At 59.9% G+C, this 15,196-nt stretch carries 16 protein-coding genes; 8 read left to right on the forward strand and 8 right to left on the reverse strand.

Translation table 11 applies throughout. The features are described 5' to 3' along the window. Positions 1 to 126: 126 nt before the first annotated feature. Positions 127 to 711 carry a superoxide dismutase [Fe] gene (gene sodB, locus BW958_RS02775; protein ID WP_076574137.1) on the reverse strand — a complete coding sequence of 195 codons (585 nt, stop codon included), beginning with the start codon at positions 709 to 711 and terminating at the stop codon, positions 127 to 129. Between the two features lie 286 nt (positions 712 to 997). On the opposite strand from sodB, the gene BW958_RS02780 reads away from it, so the two are divergent. Beyond that, positions 998 to 1,333: a Grx4 family monothiol glutaredoxin gene (locus BW958_RS02780; RefSeq protein WP_076574139.1), complete on the forward strand. Its 336-nt coding sequence runs from the start codon at positions 998 to 1,000 to the stop codon at positions 1,331 to 1,333. A 55-nt stretch (positions 1,334 to 1,388) separates the two neighbouring features. Here BW958_RS02780 and BW958_RS02785 read toward each other — a convergent pair whose 3' ends face one another. Next, positions 1,389 to 2,600 carry an RsmB/NOP family class I SAM-dependent RNA methyltransferase gene (locus BW958_RS02785; RefSeq protein ID WP_076574141.1) on the reverse strand — a complete coding sequence of 404 codons (1,212 nt, stop codon included), beginning with the start codon at positions 2,598 to 2,600 and terminating at the stop codon, positions 1,389 to 1,391. Positions 2,601 to 2,745: 145 nt separating this feature from the next. On the opposite strand from BW958_RS02785, the gene pdxH reads away from it, so the two are divergent. The 3 genes from pdxH (at position 2,746) to BW958_RS02800 (ending at position 5,260) form a co-directional block, all read left to right on the forward strand. Continuing rightward, on the forward strand, positions 2,746 to 3,384 hold the full coding sequence (gene pdxH, locus BW958_RS02790) for a pyridoxamine 5'-phosphate oxidase (protein WP_076574143.1): 639 nt from the start codon (positions 2,746 to 2,748) through the stop codon (positions 3,382 to 3,384). 92 nt (positions 3,385 to 3,476) lie between these two features. Beyond that, on the forward strand, positions 3,477 to 3,998 hold the full coding sequence (locus BW958_RS02795; protein WP_076574145.1) for a GNAT family N-acetyltransferase: 522 nt from the start codon (positions 3,477 to 3,479) through the stop codon (positions 3,996 to 3,998). A 245-nt stretch (positions 3,999 to 4,243) separates the two neighbouring features. Next, entirely contained in the window at positions 4,244 to 5,260 is a 1,017-nt protein-coding gene (locus BW958_RS02800) for a permease (protein ID WP_218641732.1), read from the forward strand. 70 nt (positions 5,261 to 5,330) lie between these two features. Here the strand turns inward: BW958_RS02800 and BW958_RS02805 are convergent, their stop codons facing one another. From BW958_RS02805 to rluE, 6 genes are all read right to left on the reverse strand, one after another. Beyond that, positions 5,331 to 6,461, reverse strand: a complete 1,131-nt coding sequence (locus BW958_RS02805; RefSeq protein WP_076574147.1) for a ribosomal protein uL16 3-hydroxylase — start codon at positions 6,459 to 6,461, stop codon at positions 5,331 to 5,333. A gap of 70 nt (positions 6,462 to 6,531) precedes the next feature. Beyond that, positions 6,532 to 7,902, reverse strand: a complete 1,371-nt coding sequence (gene purB / locus BW958_RS02810) for an adenylosuccinate lyase (RefSeq protein ID WP_076574149.1) — start codon at positions 7,900 to 7,902, stop codon at positions 6,532 to 6,534. A 125-nt stretch (positions 7,903 to 8,027) separates the two neighbouring features. Beyond that, positions 8,028 to 8,642 carry a high frequency lysogenization protein HflD gene (gene hflD / locus BW958_RS02815; RefSeq protein ID WP_076574151.1) on the reverse strand — a complete coding sequence of 205 codons (615 nt, stop codon included), beginning with the start codon at positions 8,640 to 8,642 and terminating at the stop codon, positions 8,028 to 8,030. 29 nt (positions 8,643 to 8,671) lie between these two features. Then, positions 8,672 to 9,778, reverse strand: coding sequence for a tRNA 2-thiouridine(34) synthase MnmA (gene mnmA, locus BW958_RS02820; protein ID WP_076574153.1), 1,107 nt, complete (start codon positions 9,776 to 9,778; stop codon positions 8,672 to 8,674). A 97-nt stretch (positions 9,779 to 9,875) separates the two neighbouring features. After that, positions 9,876 to 10,325: an NUDIX domain-containing protein gene (locus tag BW958_RS02825; protein WP_076574155.1), complete on the reverse strand. Its 450-nt coding sequence runs from the start codon at positions 10,323 to 10,325 to the stop codon at positions 9,876 to 9,878. Between the two features lie 3 nt (positions 10,326 to 10,328). Continuing rightward, positions 10,329 to 11,054, reverse strand: a complete 726-nt coding sequence (rluE, locus tag BW958_RS02830; RefSeq protein ID WP_076574157.1) for a 23S rRNA pseudouridine(2457) synthase RluE — start codon at positions 11,052 to 11,054, stop codon at positions 10,329 to 10,331. Positions 11,055 to 11,277: 223 nt separating this feature from the next. Between rluE and icd the strand changes: the two genes are divergently transcribed. The 4 genes from icd to arsA all read left to right on the forward strand — a co-directional run bounded on the left by icd (position 11,278) and on the right by arsA (position 15,173). Next, positions 11,278 to 12,531 (forward strand): NADP-dependent isocitrate dehydrogenase, encoded by a 1,254-nt coding sequence (icd, locus tag BW958_RS02835; RefSeq protein ID WP_076574159.1) that lies wholly within the window; start codon positions 11,278 to 11,280, stop codon positions 12,529 to 12,531. A gap of 149 nt (positions 12,532 to 12,680) precedes the next feature. Beyond that, positions 12,681 to 13,049, forward strand: coding sequence for an ArsR/SmtB family transcription factor (locus BW958_RS02840; protein ID WP_076574656.1), 369 nt, complete (start codon positions 12,681 to 12,683; stop codon positions 13,047 to 13,049). A 4-nt stretch (positions 13,050 to 13,053) separates the two neighbouring features. Beyond that, positions 13,054 to 13,416, forward strand: coding sequence for an arsenite efflux transporter metallochaperone ArsD (arsD, locus tag BW958_RS02845; RefSeq protein ID WP_076574161.1), 363 nt, complete (start codon positions 13,054 to 13,056; stop codon positions 13,414 to 13,416). 8 nt (positions 13,417 to 13,424) lie between these two features. Continuing rightward, on the forward strand, positions 13,425 to 15,173 hold the full coding sequence (arsA, locus tag BW958_RS02850) for an arsenical pump-driving ATPase (RefSeq protein WP_076574163.1): 1,749 nt from the start codon (positions 13,425 to 13,427) through the stop codon (positions 15,171 to 15,173). Positions 15,174 to 15,196 lie beyond the last annotated feature (23 nt).

Genomic DNA, 15,196 nt, shown 5'->3' on the forward strand with positions numbered 1-15,196 from the left:
CAAAATTGAAAGGCCTGAGTCCGGTGCAGTACCGAACTCAGGCCTTCTTGATTTAACCCGTATCTTTAACTGTCCAACTTTATGGGGTCAGTTCACTGGGCGGGGCGTTTTACATCAGCGTGGTATTCAGGCTGCCAGATTCTTGGCAACGAATTCCCAGTTGACCAGTGCCCAGAAAGTTTCCATGTACTTCGGACGCAGGTTACGGAAATCGATGTAGTAGGCGTGTTCCCACAGATCTACTGTCAAGAGCGGGGTAGTACCGGCTTCGGTCAGCGGGCAACCGGCGTTGGAGGTGTTGACGATAGCCAGCGAGCCATCGGCCTTTTTCACCAGCCAGGTCCAGCTCGAGCCAAAGTTGCCGATAGCGGACTTGGTGAAGGCATCCTTGAACGCAGCAAAGGAGCCAAACGCCTTGTTGATGGCATCAGCCAGGGCGCCGGTCGGCTCGCCACCGCCGTTCGGGGAGAGGCAGTGCCAGTAGAAGGTGTGGTTCCAGATTTGGGCAGCGTTGTTGAAGATGCCGCCGCTGGAGGTCTTGATGATCTCTTCCAGAGACTTGCCTTCAAACTCGGTGCCGGGCACCAGGTTGTTCAGGTTCACCACGTAGGTGTTGTGGTGCTTGCCGTGGTGGTATTCCAGAGTTTCCTGGGAGATGTGCGGTTCCAGTGCGTTAATTGCGTAGGGCAGAGCGGGAAGTTCGAATGCCATTGTCTACTCTCCATTGGCGATCGCCGGGGCGATGTGGTTGCACGACATTGCGGTTTCTTTTCCCCAGAGAAAAGAAATCTTATTAAAAATATTGGGATAACGTCTTGCTGGGATGACTGGATTGTAACAGCATAGCGCAGCCAGTCACAACTCCTGCAAGTCGCCATGATCCTGGTCAATCTTTGTCTTAAATGACAGGGTGGGCAATAACCGTACTCTTTGTACGTTTGTGGCGCCTCTGCCATGGGGTAGAATGACTGACAATAACGCGCAATGTGAGGCATTCATGGAAACTATCGATAAGATCAAGCAACAGCTCTCCGAAAATCCCATCATCATCTACATGAAAGGCTCTCCCAAACTGCCGAGCTGTGGTTTCTCCGCTCAGGCCGCTCAGGCGCTGATGTCGTGCGGTGAGCCGTTCGCCTATGTCGATATCCTGCAAAACCCGGATATCCGTGCCGAGCTGCCCAAGTATGCCAACTGGCCGACCTTCCCGCAGCTGTGGGTGGAAGGCGAGCTGATCGGCGGCTGTGACATCATGATTGAGATGTTCCAGGCCGGCGAGCTGCAGACTCTGATCAAAGAAGCGGCCGCCAAGCACAAGCAAGACGAAGCCTGATCGCCTGCGATAAAAAAAAGGAGCCGTGAGGCTCCTTTTTTGTGTCTGCTCGTTATCAGGCAATCCGCTCAAGGCGGGCCAGATAGAAGCCGTCAAAACCGGTGTCGGCCGGGCTGATGGTCTCGTCTTCAATCAGGCGGAAGCGATCGTTTTTTGCCAAAAACGCATCAATCTGATGGCGGTTCTCCATCGGCAGGATGGAGCAGGTGGCGTAAACCAGAATCCCGCCGACCTTCACCATGCGGCTATAGCTCTCCAGGATCTCGGCTTGCAGTTTGACCAGTGGCGCCAGGCGCTCGGCCGTGTCTTTCCACTTGGTATCGGGATTGCGCTTGAGCACGCCAAGACCCGAGCACGGCACGTCGAGCAGCACCCGATCTGCGCTCTCTTTGAGGCGCTTGATGGTTTTGCTGTCTTCAATCACGCGGGTTTCGATATTGTGCGCCCCGGCGCGGCGGGCGCGCTCCTTCAAGTTCTCCAGCTTCCACTGCTCGACATCCATCGCAATCAGGCGACCCTTGCCCTGCATGGCTGCGGCGATGTGCAGCGTCTTGCCACCGGCGCCGGCGCAGGCGTCGATGACGCGCATACCGGGCTCGACGGCGAGCGCAGCTGCGACCTTTTGCGAGCCGGCATCTTGCTGCTCGAACAAGCCATCTTTAAACGCCTTGGTCTTGAACAGGGCGGCATCGGAGGTGATCTCGAGCGCGCTTTCGACGCCCTCGACATCCGCTGCGGTCACGCCCTCTTTTTTGAACTGGGCCAGCAGCGCGGCCTTGTCACCCTTGAGCGTATTGATGCGCACAAACCGGCGCGGCGCTTGGGCCAGTGCAGCTCGCTCACGCGGCCAGGCATCGCCCAGTTGTTCGCTACCGAGCTTGTCGAGCCAGCTCGGGCAACCGTCCATCAGCGCCGGTAGCTTCTTGGCATCTTGCAGGCGGAAGCGGAAGGTCTCCTCCTTGAAGCGATCCAGACTGCGGTGATTGGGCATGGCAATGCGGTGGAAGGCGTGCCAGGCCAGCAGCAGCGGCCAGCCCATCTTGCCTGCCTGACGCACCTGAATGCCGGCCAGTGCGCAATACAGGTTGAGGCGACGCAGCAGATCGCCGGTCACCAGTGCGACGCGGGCCTGTTCAAATGGTTTGAGGTCCAGACCCGAGAAGCGACGGGAGTAGGCGCGATCAAGCGGCATGCTCTGGTTGAGCACGTCGTCGAGCAGGGCAGCAACCAGATCGCCGAGGCGAGGGTGCAAGGGGGCTTTGAGCATGAGAAAAACCTAGGCTTATGTTAACCGCGCAATGATAGTGACCCAGCCCTCGCGGTGCAACCGCCGTCCTGCTCTGGCTTGTCTCAAACCGGTGGTAAGCGCACAATGCCTGCTGTTTCGTGTTGTCACTGTGGGAAGTAGAACCATGATGGATGTTGCCGACCTGCGCCGTGAGTATACCCAGGGAGGATTGCGCCGTGCCGATCTGCCCGACGCACCGCTGGTATTGTTTGAAAAATGGCTGGCCCAGGCCTGCGAGGCGCGCCTCTCAGACCCGACCGCCATGGTGGTGGCGACGGTCGATGCCGACGGCCAACCCTGGCAGCGGACAGTGCTGCTCAAGCACTACGACGAGCAAGGCATGGTCTTTTACACCAACATGGGCAGCCGCAAGGCCCATCAACTGGATCACAATCCGCGCATCAGTCTGCTGTTTCCCTGGCATACCTTGGACCGTCAGGTGCATGTGACCGGCCGGGTCGAGAAGCTCGGTACGGTCGAGGTACTCAAATATTTCCACAGCCGTCCCAAAGATAGCCAGATTGCGGCCTGGGTCTCCCAGCAGTCGTCGCGGATCTCCACCCGTGGCGTGCTCGAAGCCAAGTTCCTCGAGATCAAGCAAAAGTTCGCCAAGGGTGAAGTGCCGCTGCCCAGTTTCTGGGGTGGCTACCGCGTTGTTATCGACACCGTTGAATTCTGGCAAGGGGGCGAGCACCGCCTGCATGACCGCTTCTTCTATAGCCGCTCCGAACGGGGCTGGCAGATCGAGCGGTTGGCGCCCTGAGTCATTTTGCCTCTCGCTTTTTGAGCTGGCTCCCTGCACGGGGCTGGCTGCTGTGAAATAATTCGACCATATCGGTCAATAGAGAGAGTGTCATGCTGAGAACCGAGAGACCGGGCGACATGCTGCCGGTTCAGGCCTTGCTTGAGGCGGCGTTTGGCCGCGAGGATGAAGCCGTGCTGGTCAACCGGCTGCGCGAATGTGGCGCGGCGGTGGTGACCATGGTTGAGGAAGAAGAGTACGAATTCATGGGGCATCTTCTGATGAGCCCGGTGACCATTAACGGTGAAGAGGGCCCCTGGCTCGGTCTGGCGCCGCTAGCGGTACACCCGGACTGGCAAGGGCAGGGGATTGGCTCGGATCTGGTGCGCGAAGGGCTGGATACGGCGCTCGAGATGGATTGGAAAGCGGTGGTGGTGTTGGGGGATCCGGCCTACTACCAGCGTTTTGGTTTTCGTCCCGCCAGCGAGTTTGGTTTGCACTGCATCTATGAAGTGCCGGCCGAATGTTTCATGGCGATGGAGCTTATTCCGGGCAGCCTCGCCACCCTGCGCGGAGAAGTGCTCTACCATCCGGTCTTTGACGAAGTGCCGCAAGAGCAACCCGAAGCGATGTAGTAAGCGTGTCGCTTGCTAGACGGCAGCCTTGGGCTGCCGTTGTTTTTTGCAGCAGCGTGGTCAGCAAGGGAGTTGTTTGAGCTCTGTTTGATTTTTGTCGTGGCAGTAAACCCCATGAAGTAAGCACGCCATGCTACCCTTCCTGCGCATTGATGGGCGCCGCAGAAGATGACGGTGCCTTTCTCTTTTCTGGTTGGCAAAAACAGGTAATCCATTTCATGTCTCAAACAGCAACGGTGTCCAGGATGAGCCTCACCTGGTGGAAGCCGGCTCTCTTCTTTGTGGTTCTGATCGCGGGTCTTTGGTTGGTTAAATGGCAGCCCTACTACGCTAAGGCGCTGTTGGCCGCCGACACGCACTCGATTGGCAACTCACTGCTGGCTGGGCTCGATAGTCAGCCACTTGCCTCGGCGCTTACCTATGCCCAGCTCTACTTCAAAGCTGTATGGAAAGCGGCGGTGCTCGGTATTGTGCTGGGCTCTTTAGTGCAGGTGCTGATCCCGCCAGCTTGGCTGGAGCGCACACTTGGCAGCGAGCGCGTTGGCAGCACCCTGTTTGGCACCCTGTTCTCTTTGCCCGGTATGATGTGCACCTGCTGTGCTGCGCCGGTCGTGGTCGGGCTTCGCAAGCAGTCGGTATCGATGGGCGGCGCACTGGCCTTTTGGCTTGGCAACCCTTTGCTCAACCCGGCGACGTTGATCTTTATGGGGTTTGTGCTGGGCTGGCAGTTTACCCTGCTGCGGTTGGTGGCCGCAGTGGTCATCGTGTTTCTGACTGCCGCCTTGGTGGGCAAGCTGGTGCGTGACCAACCGGCAGAGCAGAAAGTTGCACTTGCGGCCCTACAGCATGGAGTAGGGGTGCCGGAGGGCAGTTTCTGGCAGCGCTGGCTGCGGGCCCTGTGGCGGTTGTTCTTGGCCACCGTACCGACCTATGTACTGGCCGTGCTGGTGTTGGGGGCGGCGCAGGTCTGGTTGTTCCCTCATGGTGCTGGCTCGCTGGGAAATGGCGCGGGCTGGTTGATTGCCATGACACTGGCGGGCACTTTATTTGTGATCCCCACGGCTGCCGAGATCCCGATTAGCCAAGCGCTGATGGCGGCGGGTTTAGGTATGGGGCCGGCAGTGGCGCTGCTGGTCACGCTGCCTGCGTTGAGCCTGCCGTCACTGCTGATGCTGCGTAAAAGCTTTCCGGCTAAAGCGCTGTGGCTGGCCGCCGGCGTTGTGACTCTGGTTGGTCTGCTGACCGGGATGATGGCCGGCTAGGCATCTTATGCGGCAGTGCAAAACGAAAAGGGCGCCAGATGGGCGCCCTTTTGCATCACATCATCTGGTATCAGTCGAAGAACCAGTAGCCGCGGTTAACCAGACGGGTCAGCAGACTGATAAAGCCGGCCTGATCGGCAAGTTCGCTCAGATCGTCACGGCTGATCTCATCCTGGTCGCACAGCAGCGAAATGGCGGCGCTGTCGGCGGCCGGCAAGTTCCAGGCTTCACCGTCGATGTAGCAGGTCTGGCTGTCACCGGTAAACCAGATGCTGCGAAGGCCAGTCACCTTGAGGGCCAGCTCGCCCTGCTCCAGCAGATTTTGCACCTCTTCTTCGCTGTATTCCGGCTCGACCGGCGCCACGTCCATGTCGTGCTTGGCTTCGGTAATGCGCACGCCAAACCACTCTTTGAGCAGCGCCTCATCGTCGAGGGCTTGCTGCATCAGTTCGCGCAGGCGGTGCAGCTCATGGGGCTGGATTTCGCCGTGGCGATCGCGCGGCTTGAGGTCCGGATCGCCGTAGCGTTCGGTGGGCAGCTCGTTGTCGATAAGGTGGTCGGCAAACGAGGAGAGCAGGTCGCAGGCGTTGGGGGCGCGAAACCCCACCGAGTAGTTCATGGCCGGCTCGATGGCGTAGCCCTCATGGGGGAATCCGGGCGGAATGTAGAGGATGTCACCCGGCTCGAGCACGGCATCGATGATGGCATCGAACGGCTCACAGTGGCGCAGCGCCGCATGGGCGGCAAATTCGCGCAGCGGCAGGGCCTCACCCACTCGCCAGTGGCGACGGCCTATGCCTTGCGTAATAAATACGTCGTAGTTATCGATGTGCGGACCCACGCCGGCGCCCGGGGTGGAGTAGCTCACCATCACATCATCAAACCGCCAGCCGGGGATAAAGCGAAACGGCAGCGCCAGCTCGTTGACCTCATTGCTCCAGTGGTTGCATGCCTGAACCAGAATGGTCCAGTTCTCTTCGCCCAGATGGTCGTAAGATTCGAAGGGGCCGTGCTCGGCTTCCCATTTGCCATCAAAGCGGGTCACCAGACGGGACTCCACCTCCTGCTCCATGGCAAGACCCGCCAGCTCTTCCGGCGTGATGGGGTCGGCAAAGTCTTTGAAACCGCCCTTGATAAGAAGCGGACGCTTTTGCCAGTAGTGCTCAAGGAACTGGGCAATATCGAGATTGAGTGCGTACATGGTGTCTCTTTGCATGCAGGGTCGTGAAAACGGCAAAGGGGCCCGGCGGGCCCCTCTGAATAGGAACGGCTTATTTTAGCTCGTCTACCAGGCGCTTAGCAGCACCAATGTAGTTGGCCGGGGTCAGTTTTTTCAGCTCAACCTTGACCTCTTCCGGCAAGGCCAAGGTATCGATAAAGGTGCGCATCCCTTCGGCATCCACGCGGCGGCCACGGGTCAGCTCTTTGAGCTTCTCGTAGGGCTTCTCGATACCGTAGCGGCGCATCACGGTCTGGATCGGCTCAGCCAGCACTTCCCAGTTGGCATCCAGATCGGCGGCCATGTTGGCGCTATTGGCTTCGAGCTTGGAGATCCCCTTGAGGGTTGCCTGATAGGCGATCAGCGAATAACCCACGGCCACACCGAGGTTACGCAGTACGGTCGAATCGGTCAGATCGCGCTGCCAGCGGGAGATGGGCAGCTTGCTCGCCAGATGCTGGAACACGGCGTTGGCCAGTCCCAGATTGCCTTCGGAGTTTTCAAAGTCGATCGGGTTGACCTTGTGCGGCATGGTCGAGGAGCCGATTTCGCCGGCGATGGTGCGCTGCTTGAAGTGGCCCAGCGAGATATAACCCCAGACGTCCCGGTCAAAGTCGATCAGGATGGTGTTAAAGCGCGCCATGGCATCGAACAGCTCGGCGATGTAGTCGTGCGGCTCGATCTGGGTGGTGTAGGGGTTCCAGGTCAGACCGAGCGAGGTCACGAACTCCTCGGAGAAACGGTGCCAGTCCACTTGTGGATAGGCGCTGATGTGGGCGTTGTAGTTACCGACCGCGCCGTTGATCTTGCCGAGCATGTCGACGGCCATGATCTGCTTGAGCTGGCGCTCCAGGCGATATGCCACGTTAGCCATCTCTTTGCCCATGGTGCTCGGGGTGGCGGGCTGGCCGTGGGTGCGCGAGAGCAGCGGCAGGTCACGATAGTCATGAGCCAAACGTTTTACTTCGGCGATCAATTTTTCACAGTAAGGCTGGATAACCTGCTCGCGGGCGGTTTTCAGCATCAGACCGTGGGAGTTGTTGTTGATGTCTTCCGAGGTGCAGGCAAAGTGGATGAACTCGGAGACGGCTGCCAGCTCCGGCAGACCGGCCACTTTTTCCTTCAGGAAGTATTCTACCGCTTTCACGTCATGGTTGGTGGTGCGCTCGATGGCCTTGATGCGGGCGGCATCGGCTTCACAAAAGCCACTGACGATCCCGTCGAGCAGTGCGTTGGCTTCGTTGCTGAAAGCGGGAACTTCCGGGATGCCGGCATGACTGGCCAGTTTTTGCAGCCAGCGCACTTCCACTTCAACGCGAAAACGCAGCAGACCGTATTCGGAGAACAGGGGGCGAAGCTCTGCCGCCTTGTCGCCGTAACGGCCATCGATGGGGGAAACAGCAGTCAGCGCTGACAGTTCCATGTGGTGAACTCCTGATGGTTTGTGTGGGGGATTGCTGTCCACTCACGCGGCTAGCAAGGCGCGTTGGCAAGGTATTGCGCGGTGTGCACCTTGCCTGCCGCCACGCCAGCGCGTGAGCCGATCTATTAAAAACGCTTGGCCAACTCCACCATCTTCTTGCGCGAGAAGATGATCTGGGTCCGGCTACCGCCGAGCTGGCGCCACAGCACCACGGCGCGGATACCGGCCAGCAGCAGGGCGCGCACCTTGTGCTGCACCATGGGTTGCTGCAGGTAGAGCGGGGTGCCCGCCACCTGGATACGCGGCCCGATGGGGCTGATAAGGTCGCTGTAGATGCTGGCCAGATTGGCCAGGATCTGTTCGTCGAGCAGATCAAAGTGGGCCTGCTGGCGATGCACTTGCGTGATGCGCTCGCCGAGCATGGCCAGAATATCCTTGCGCTTGGCCAGCTTGCGTTCGAGGGCAATCAGGCTCACCACGTAGCGGGTCAGCTCGGCATTTTTCTGGCTGCCATCGGCGCCCAGCTGCTCAACCAGAGTACGGTAACCGTCACGCACCGCCAGGTGGGTGTTGTTATACACCTCCAGCGGATGGGTCGGGTCGGTGATCAGAATGCTGGAGAGACTCTCGCGCAGTGAGGCCTCGTCACAGCTGCCGTTACGGGCAACCTGCTGAACCAGATGCGCTGCCTGGCAGATGCCGGCAAATGCCAGGGTACGGTCTTGATACTTGTCGCTCACGTGGTACGCCTTCTCGATTCGGATGATGATCAGCCGTGCTGGCTGAAACGCTGCTCGATAACCCCGCCGCCCAAGCACACTTCCCCGTCGTAGAAGACGGCGGACTGGCCCGGTGTGACCGCTGCCACCGGCTCATCGAAGGTGACACGGATGGTCAGATCGTCGATGGGCTCAATCAGGCAGGGGATGTCCTGCTGGCGGTAACGGGTTTTGACGCTGACCCGGCGCGCGGTGCGGATCGGGGTGCGATCGACCCAGTGCAACTGGCTGGCAATCAGGCCGTCGGAGTAAAGACGCGGATGCTCGCCCTGCGCCACGATAAGCGTGTTGCGCGCCACGTCCTTGTCGACCACATACCAGGGCTCTTCGCCGGCGTCTTTCATACCGCCGATGCCAAGGCCTTTCCGTTGGCCGAGGGTGTGATACATCAACCCCTGATGCTCACCGATGATCTTGCCATCCACCGTTTCGATGGGGCCCGGCTTGGCCGGCAGATATTGCGCCAGAAAGTCGCGGAACTTGCGCTCGCCGATAAAGCAGATGCCGGTGGAGTCTTTCTTTTTGGCGGTGATGAGGTCCAGCTCTTCGGCAATGCGGCGCACTTCGGGCTTTTCCAGATTGCCGACCGGGAACAGGCTCTGGCCGACCTGGGCTTCGCTCAAGGTGTAGAGGAAATAGCTCTGGTCTTTGTTGCCGTCGAGCCCGCGCAGCAGACGCGGGTGGCCACTGCTGTCGTCACGGCGCACATAGTGGCCGGTGGCGATGTAGTGGGCGCCGAGCTCCTCGGCGGCAAATTCCAGGAACGCCTTGAACTTGATCTCCTTGTTGCACAGGATATCCGGGTTCGGCGTGCGGCCCGCCTTGTACTCTTCGAGGAAGTGCTCGAACACGTTATCCCAGTACTCGGCGGCGAAATTGATGGTGTGCAGTTCGATACCCAGTTTGTCGCACACGGCCTGGGCATCGGCCAAATCCTGGGAGGCAGAGCAGTACTCGTCCGTGTCATCCTCTTCCCAGTTCTTCATGAACAGGCCTTCGACCTGATAGCCCTGCTGCTTGAGCAGGTAGGCCGAGACGGAAGAGTCAACGCCGCCGGACATGCCGACGATCACCTTGATTTGGCTGTTGTCTGTCATCAGTTGTGAAAATCCTTGGAAATAACGGGGCGCATTCTACCAGAATTTTGCGCCCCGGGTCACATGGCTGGCAGCCGGTTAAAACGGCATCAAATGGCTACAAATAAGCGTGTAGCGCAGAGAGTGGCAAACGGATACCGGCCAGATATTGTTCGAGGGTCTGCCATACCACCGGGGTGCGCAGCTTGCGTTTGCGCTCGGCAATCTCGCTCTTGCTCCACCAGTGACAGGCCAACACATCCCCGTCCGGATCATCTGGATGGTGGTCGCCGGGCGGATTTTCAAGCTCGAACACAAATCCGACCCGCACATAGGTCGGCGCGCCGGGTCTTGGGCGAAACAGGCTGACCCCGAGCCAGGCGGTGGGGGTGGCGATAAGGCCGCTCTCTTCTTTGAGTTCGCGGCAGACCGCTTCGACCAGGGTTTCGCCCTCTTCCACGTGGCCGGCGGGTTGATTGAAACGGCGCTTGCCGCCAATTTCCTCTTCCACCATCAGAAAACGGCCCTGCCAATGGACCAGGGCGGCCACGGTCAATCGAGTATGCATGCTTTAGGCTCCTTGCTTGGTGCCGGGGCGGCGGGCAGTTCGGCGAGCCGGGCGGCGAGGGGATAAATCAGAACGGTTGCGCGTGGGCGGCTCGGCGGGCCGGTCACGGCGCGCCGGCAGGGCGGGCGCATCCACCTGCCGCCACTGGCCGGGGGCGAGATCATCGAGCGTCCAGTCACCGATGGCGTAGCGGATAAGGCGCAACGTCGGAAAGCCGATGTGGGCGGTCATGCGGCGTACCTGACGGTTGCGCCCCTCAACAATGCGGATCTCGAGCCAGCTGGTGGGAATGGCTTTGCGCTCGCGAATGGGCGGCACTCGCTCCCACACCGAAGGCGGCGCCATACGGCGCACCTCAGCCGGCAGGGTCGGGCCATCGGCCAGCATTACTCCGCTGCGCAGGGCTTCCAGTGCGCTATCATCGGGCTCGCCCTCCACCTGCACCCAGTAGGTTTTCGGCTGTTTTTCACCGGGCTGGGTCAGGCGTGCCTGCAACATTCCGTCATTGGTGAGTAGCAGCAACCCTTCGCTGTCACGGTCGAGCCGGCCAGCAGCATAAATTCCCGGCTCTTTGATGAAATCCTTGAGGGTTTGCCTGCCCGCCTCATCAGTGAACTGGCACAGCACCATATAGGGCTTGTTAAACAGAATGATCTTCCGCTGTGCCGGCGCCGGGCGCGGCGAACGGTCGGGCCGGCGGGCTGCTGGCCGGGAGGAGAACGAAGCCATGAGGGGGTGCCATCGGGATGCAAGAAAACGATGGCGCCCAGTGTATCAGAAGTGGCACAGTAGCGGCTAACCTGCTGCGCCCACTTAGGTTTATGGTTCGGGCAAGCGTCTGGTGCCAGCCTGGTTGCTGACACACTTTGGTCGCATTTCTTTTCTGACGGGGAGTGGCTAACATGGACCCGTTTTTCACACAATGATAACAATCGGATGTTAGGAGATACCGATGGACAGCAAAGTAGTTATCCCCTCTCAAGGTCAAAAGATCACTGTCGCTACCGGCGGCAAACTGAACGTGCCGGATAATCCCATCATCCCCTATATCGAGGGTGACGGTATCGGTGTGGATGTGACGCCTGCCATGCTCAAGGTGGTGGACGCTGCTGTCGAGAAGGCGTATCAGGGCAAGCGCAAGATTGCCTGGATGGAGATCTTCACCGGCGAGAAATCCACCCAGGTCTATGGCGAAGGTGTCTGGCTGCCAGCCGAGACACTGGATTTCATCCGCGAATATTGCGTGGCCATCAAGGGCCCGCTGACCACGCCGGTCGGCGGCGGTATCCGCTCTTTGAACGTGGCCCTGCGCCAGGAGCTCGATCTTTACGTTTGCCTGCGTCCGGTTCGTTACTACGAAGGCACCCCGAGCCCGGTCAAGCGCCCGGATCTCACCGACATGGTGATCTTCCGTGAAAACGCCGAAGACATCTACGCCGGTATCGAGTGGAAGGCCGACAGCGACGAGGCCAAGAAGGTCATCGCCTTCTTGCAAAACGAGATGGGCGTGAAGAAGATTCGCTTCCCGGATGCCTGCGGTATCGGCATCAAACCCATGTCCAAGGCCGGCACTGAACGTTTGGTGCGCGCGGCCATCGAGTACGCCATCGACAACGATCGCGATTCGGTGACCCTGGTGCACAAGGGCAACATCATGAAGTTCACCGAAGGTGCCTTCAAGGATTGGGGTTATGCCCTGGCCCAGAGCGAATACGGTGCCACCCTGATCGACGGCGGTCCGTGGTGCTCGTTCAAGAACCCCAAGACCGGCAAAACCATCGTGGTCAAGGACGTCATCGCTGACGCTTTCTTGCAACAGATCCTGCTGCGTCCGGCTGAGTATGACGTGATTGCCTGTATGAACCTCAACGGTGACTACATCTCTGATGCACTGGCCGCTCAAGTTGGTGGTATCGGTATTGCACCGGGCGCCAACATCGGTGACGGCGTTGCCCTGTTTGAGGCAACTCACGGCACCGCGCCCAAGTATGCCGGCCAGGATAAGGTGAACCCGGGTTCGCTCATCCTCTCTGCCGAGATGATGCTGCGCCACATGGGCTGGGTCGAAGCGGCCGATCTCATCGTTAAGGGGATGGAAGCGGCGATCCGCAACAAGACCGTCACCTATGACTTCGAGCGTCTGATGGAAGGCGCGACGCTGCGCTCTTGCTCCGAGTTCGCCCAGGATATGGTTGACCAGATGTAAGCCGATAGGCTGATAACAAAACCGGAGCGTCTGCTCCGGTTTTTTTTTGATCTTTTTTAGGGAGACGCTGGCCGTGAATTGATCATTTCAATATTTCTTGTATAGTTGAATTATTCATTGTGGCGAGAGGAATGTTCATGAGCGAGCCCATGCAATCAGAGCATGCCGTCAAGGTACTCGAGTCGCTGGCATCGCCGGTGCGTCTGGCTGCCTGGCGCCAATTGGTGCGAGCCGGACTCGATGGCATGGTGGCTGGCGAGCTGGCCACGGCGCTGGCGGTGGCCCCCAATACTCTCTCGTTTCATCTCAAAGCGATGCTGGGTGCTCAACTGCTCAGTGTGGAGCCAGAGGGGCGCTTTCTTCGCTATCGCGCCAATATTCCCCTGATGCTCGGACTTATCGCCTATCTCACCGAAGAGTGCTGCGCGGGTCACCCAGAGGCGTGTCAGACCTTGCGTGCCGATTCGCTCTGCTCGCCGGCGGTGCTGCCGGACAATTCCTGCTGCAACAAGGAGTGATCGTATGTTGATTCAAGTCTTTGACCCGGCCCTGTGCTGCTCGACCGGTGTGTGTGGCACCGAGGTTGATGAGGCACTGGTGACGTTCGCTGCCGATGCAGATTGGCTGCGCGCACAAGGCGTTACGCTGGAGCGCTATAACCTCGCGCAGCAACCGCTGGTGTTTGCCGAGACGCCGGCAGTCAGTGCCTTCTTGTCCCTATCCGGTGAAGAGGGGCTGCCGCTGGTGCTGGTGGATGGGCAGGTGGCATTGACCGGCCGTTATCCGAGCCGCAGCGAGCTGGCCCGTTTTGCCGGATTAAGCGCCGCAGCCAGTATCAAGAAAGTGAGCAAAGCAGGGTGCTGCCCGGGCAGTGGCTGCTGCTAGGAGGCGTTATGTTGCCATTTTTGCGCAATCCCCCGCCCTATCTGTTTTTTACTGGTAAGGGTGGGGTGGGGAAGACCTCGCTGGCCTGCGCCAGTGCCGTGGCGCTGTGCGATACCGGGCGGCGGGTGCTGCTGGTGAGCACTGACCCTGCCAGCAACGTCGGGCAGGTGTTTGGCTGTGCAATTGGTCATCACATCACGGCCATTGAAACGGTGCCGCACCTTGCGGCGCTGGAGATCGATCCGCAAGCCGCTGCCAGCGCCTATCGCGAGCGTATCGTGGGGCCCGTGCGTGGCAAGTTGCCCGAGCGGGTGGTCAGCAGCATTGAAGAGCAGCTCTCTGGCGCCTGCACCACCGAGATCGCCGCCTTTGACGAATTTACCGCCCTGCTGACCGATGAGAGTCTGCTGGCCCGGTACGATCACATCGTGTTTGATACTGCGCCGACCGGGCACACCATTCGCTTGCTGCAACTGCCCGGTGCCTGGAGCGATTTTCTCGAGCACGGTAAGGGGGATGCCTCTTGTTTAGGGCCCTTGGCCGGGCTCGATAAACAGCGTGAGCAGTATCATGCGGCGGTGGCGGCGCTGTGTTCGGCGGATAAAACCCGGCTGGTGCTGGTAGCGCGTGCTCAAGCGTCGACGCTAAGAGAAGTGGCGCGCACCCGCGCCGAGTTGCTGGCCATTGGCATGCATCATGCCGAGCTGGTGATCAATGGCGTGATGCCTTGCGATGAGAAAAGCGATTTGCTGGCCAGTGCCATTGCCCGCCGTGAGCAGGCCGCGCTGGGTGATTTGCCGGCGTCCTTGGCTGATTTACCGCAAAGCCGGATGCCGCTGCTGGGTGCGCCGTTGATGGGGGTGGCGGCCCTTCGTGCCATGATCGCCGGTGAAGCTGTCGAGGCCGCCAAGTCTTCGCCATTAATCCCTCCGAACTCTCCCTCTTTGCGCGAGCTGGTCGATGCCCTGGAGGCTGACGGTCACGCTCTGGTGATGCTGATGGGCAAAGGCGGGGTGGGTAAAACGACGCTGGCTGCGGCGATTGCCCTCGAACTGTCCCGCCGCGGTCATTCGGTGCATCTTTCGACCTGCGATCCTGCGGCTCACCTGACTCAGACGCTGGCCGATGAGCAGAGCACGCTGACGGTCAGTCGAATCGATCCTGAGGTTGAGACCGAGCGTTATCGCGCCGAGGTGCTGCGCACCAAGGGCGCCGCGCTGGATGCATCGGGTCGGGCACTGCTCGAAGAGGATTTGCGCTCACCCTGCACCGGTGAAATCGCGGTATTTCAGGCGTTCTCCCGGATCATCAGTGAGGCCGCTGAGCGCTTTGTCATCATGGACACGGCGCCCACCGGCCACACGCTACTCCTGCTTGATGCCACCGGTGCCTATCACCGGGAGGTGGCACGCCAGATGGGTCGCCGGGGCGAGCAGGTGACCACGCCGCTGATGCAGTTGCAGGATCCGCAGCAGACCAAGGTGCTGATTGTGACGCTGCCAGAGCCTACCCCGGTGCTGGAGGCTCAATCGCTGCAGGCGGATCTGCGCCGCGCCGGCATTGAGCCCTGGGGCTGGCTGGTCAATCAGCTGCTGCCGGCCAACGTGCAGGCGCCGCTGCTTAAGGTGCGGGCTGTATCGCAATATCAGCAATTGGCGGGGGTCGCAGCACTGACGGCGCGCCATGCCTGCGTGCCTTTGCAAGGGGATGATCCGGTGGGCCGTCAGGCGCTGCTTGCCTTATGTCAGCGCCCTTGATAGCCAGGTTTGTATGACTGTTT

The organism is Aeromonas sp. RU39B (assembly GCF_900156095.1).
Classification (GTDB): Bacteria; Pseudomonadota; Gammaproteobacteria; order Enterobacterales; family Aeromonadaceae; genus Aeromonas.

Excerpts from the sequence above, each read along its gene's own strand:
- sodB (WP_076574137.1), bottom strand. The coding sequence starts at position 711 with ATGGCATTCGAACTTCCCGCTCTGCCCTACGCAATTAACGCACTGGAA.
- BW958_RS02780 (WP_076574139.1), top strand. The coding sequence starts at position 998 with ATGGAAACTATCGATAAGATCAAGCAACAGCTCTCCGAAAATCCCATC.
- BW958_RS02785 (WP_076574141.1), bottom strand. The coding sequence starts at position 2,600 with ATGCTCAAAGCCCCCTTGCACCCTCGCCTCGGCGATCTGGTTGCTGCC.
- pdxH (WP_076574143.1), top strand. The coding sequence starts at position 2,746 with ATGATGGATGTTGCCGACCTGCGCCGTGAGTATACCCAGGGAGGATTG.
- BW958_RS02795 (WP_076574145.1), top strand. The coding sequence starts at position 3,477 with ATGCTGAGAACCGAGAGACCGGGCGACATGCTGCCGGTTCAGGCCTTG.
- BW958_RS02800 (WP_218641732.1), top strand. The coding sequence starts at position 4,244 with ATGAGCCTCACCTGGTGGAAGCCGGCTCTCTTCTTTGTGGTTCTGATC.
- BW958_RS02805 (WP_076574147.1), bottom strand. The coding sequence starts at position 6,461 with ATGTACGCACTCAATCTCGATATTGCCCAGTTCCTTGAGCACTACTGG.
- purB (WP_076574149.1), bottom strand. The coding sequence starts at position 7,902 with ATGGAACTGTCAGCGCTGACTGCTGTTTCCCCCATCGATGGCCGTTAC.
- mnmA (WP_076574153.1), bottom strand. The coding sequence starts at position 9,778 with ATGACAGACAACAGCCAAATCAAGGTGATCGTCGGCATGTCCGGCGGC.
- BW958_RS02825 (WP_076574155.1), bottom strand. The coding sequence starts at position 10,325 with ATGCATACTCGATTGACCGTGGCCGCCCTGGTCCATTGGCAGGGCCGT.
- rluE (WP_076574157.1), bottom strand. The coding sequence starts at position 11,054 with ATGGCTTCGTTCTCCTCCCGGCCAGCAGCCCGCCGGCCCGACCGTTCG.
- icd (WP_076574159.1), top strand. The coding sequence starts at position 11,278 with ATGGACAGCAAAGTAGTTATCCCCTCTCAAGGTCAAAAGATCACTGTC.
- BW958_RS02840 (WP_076574656.1), top strand. The coding sequence starts at position 12,681 with ATGCAATCAGAGCATGCCGTCAAGGTACTCGAGTCGCTGGCATCGCCG.
- arsD (WP_076574161.1), top strand. The coding sequence starts at position 13,054 with ATGTTGATTCAAGTCTTTGACCCGGCCCTGTGCTGCTCGACCGGTGTG.
- arsA (WP_076574163.1), top strand. The coding sequence starts at position 13,425 with ATGTTGCCATTTTTGCGCAATCCCCCGCCCTATCTGTTTTTTACTGGT.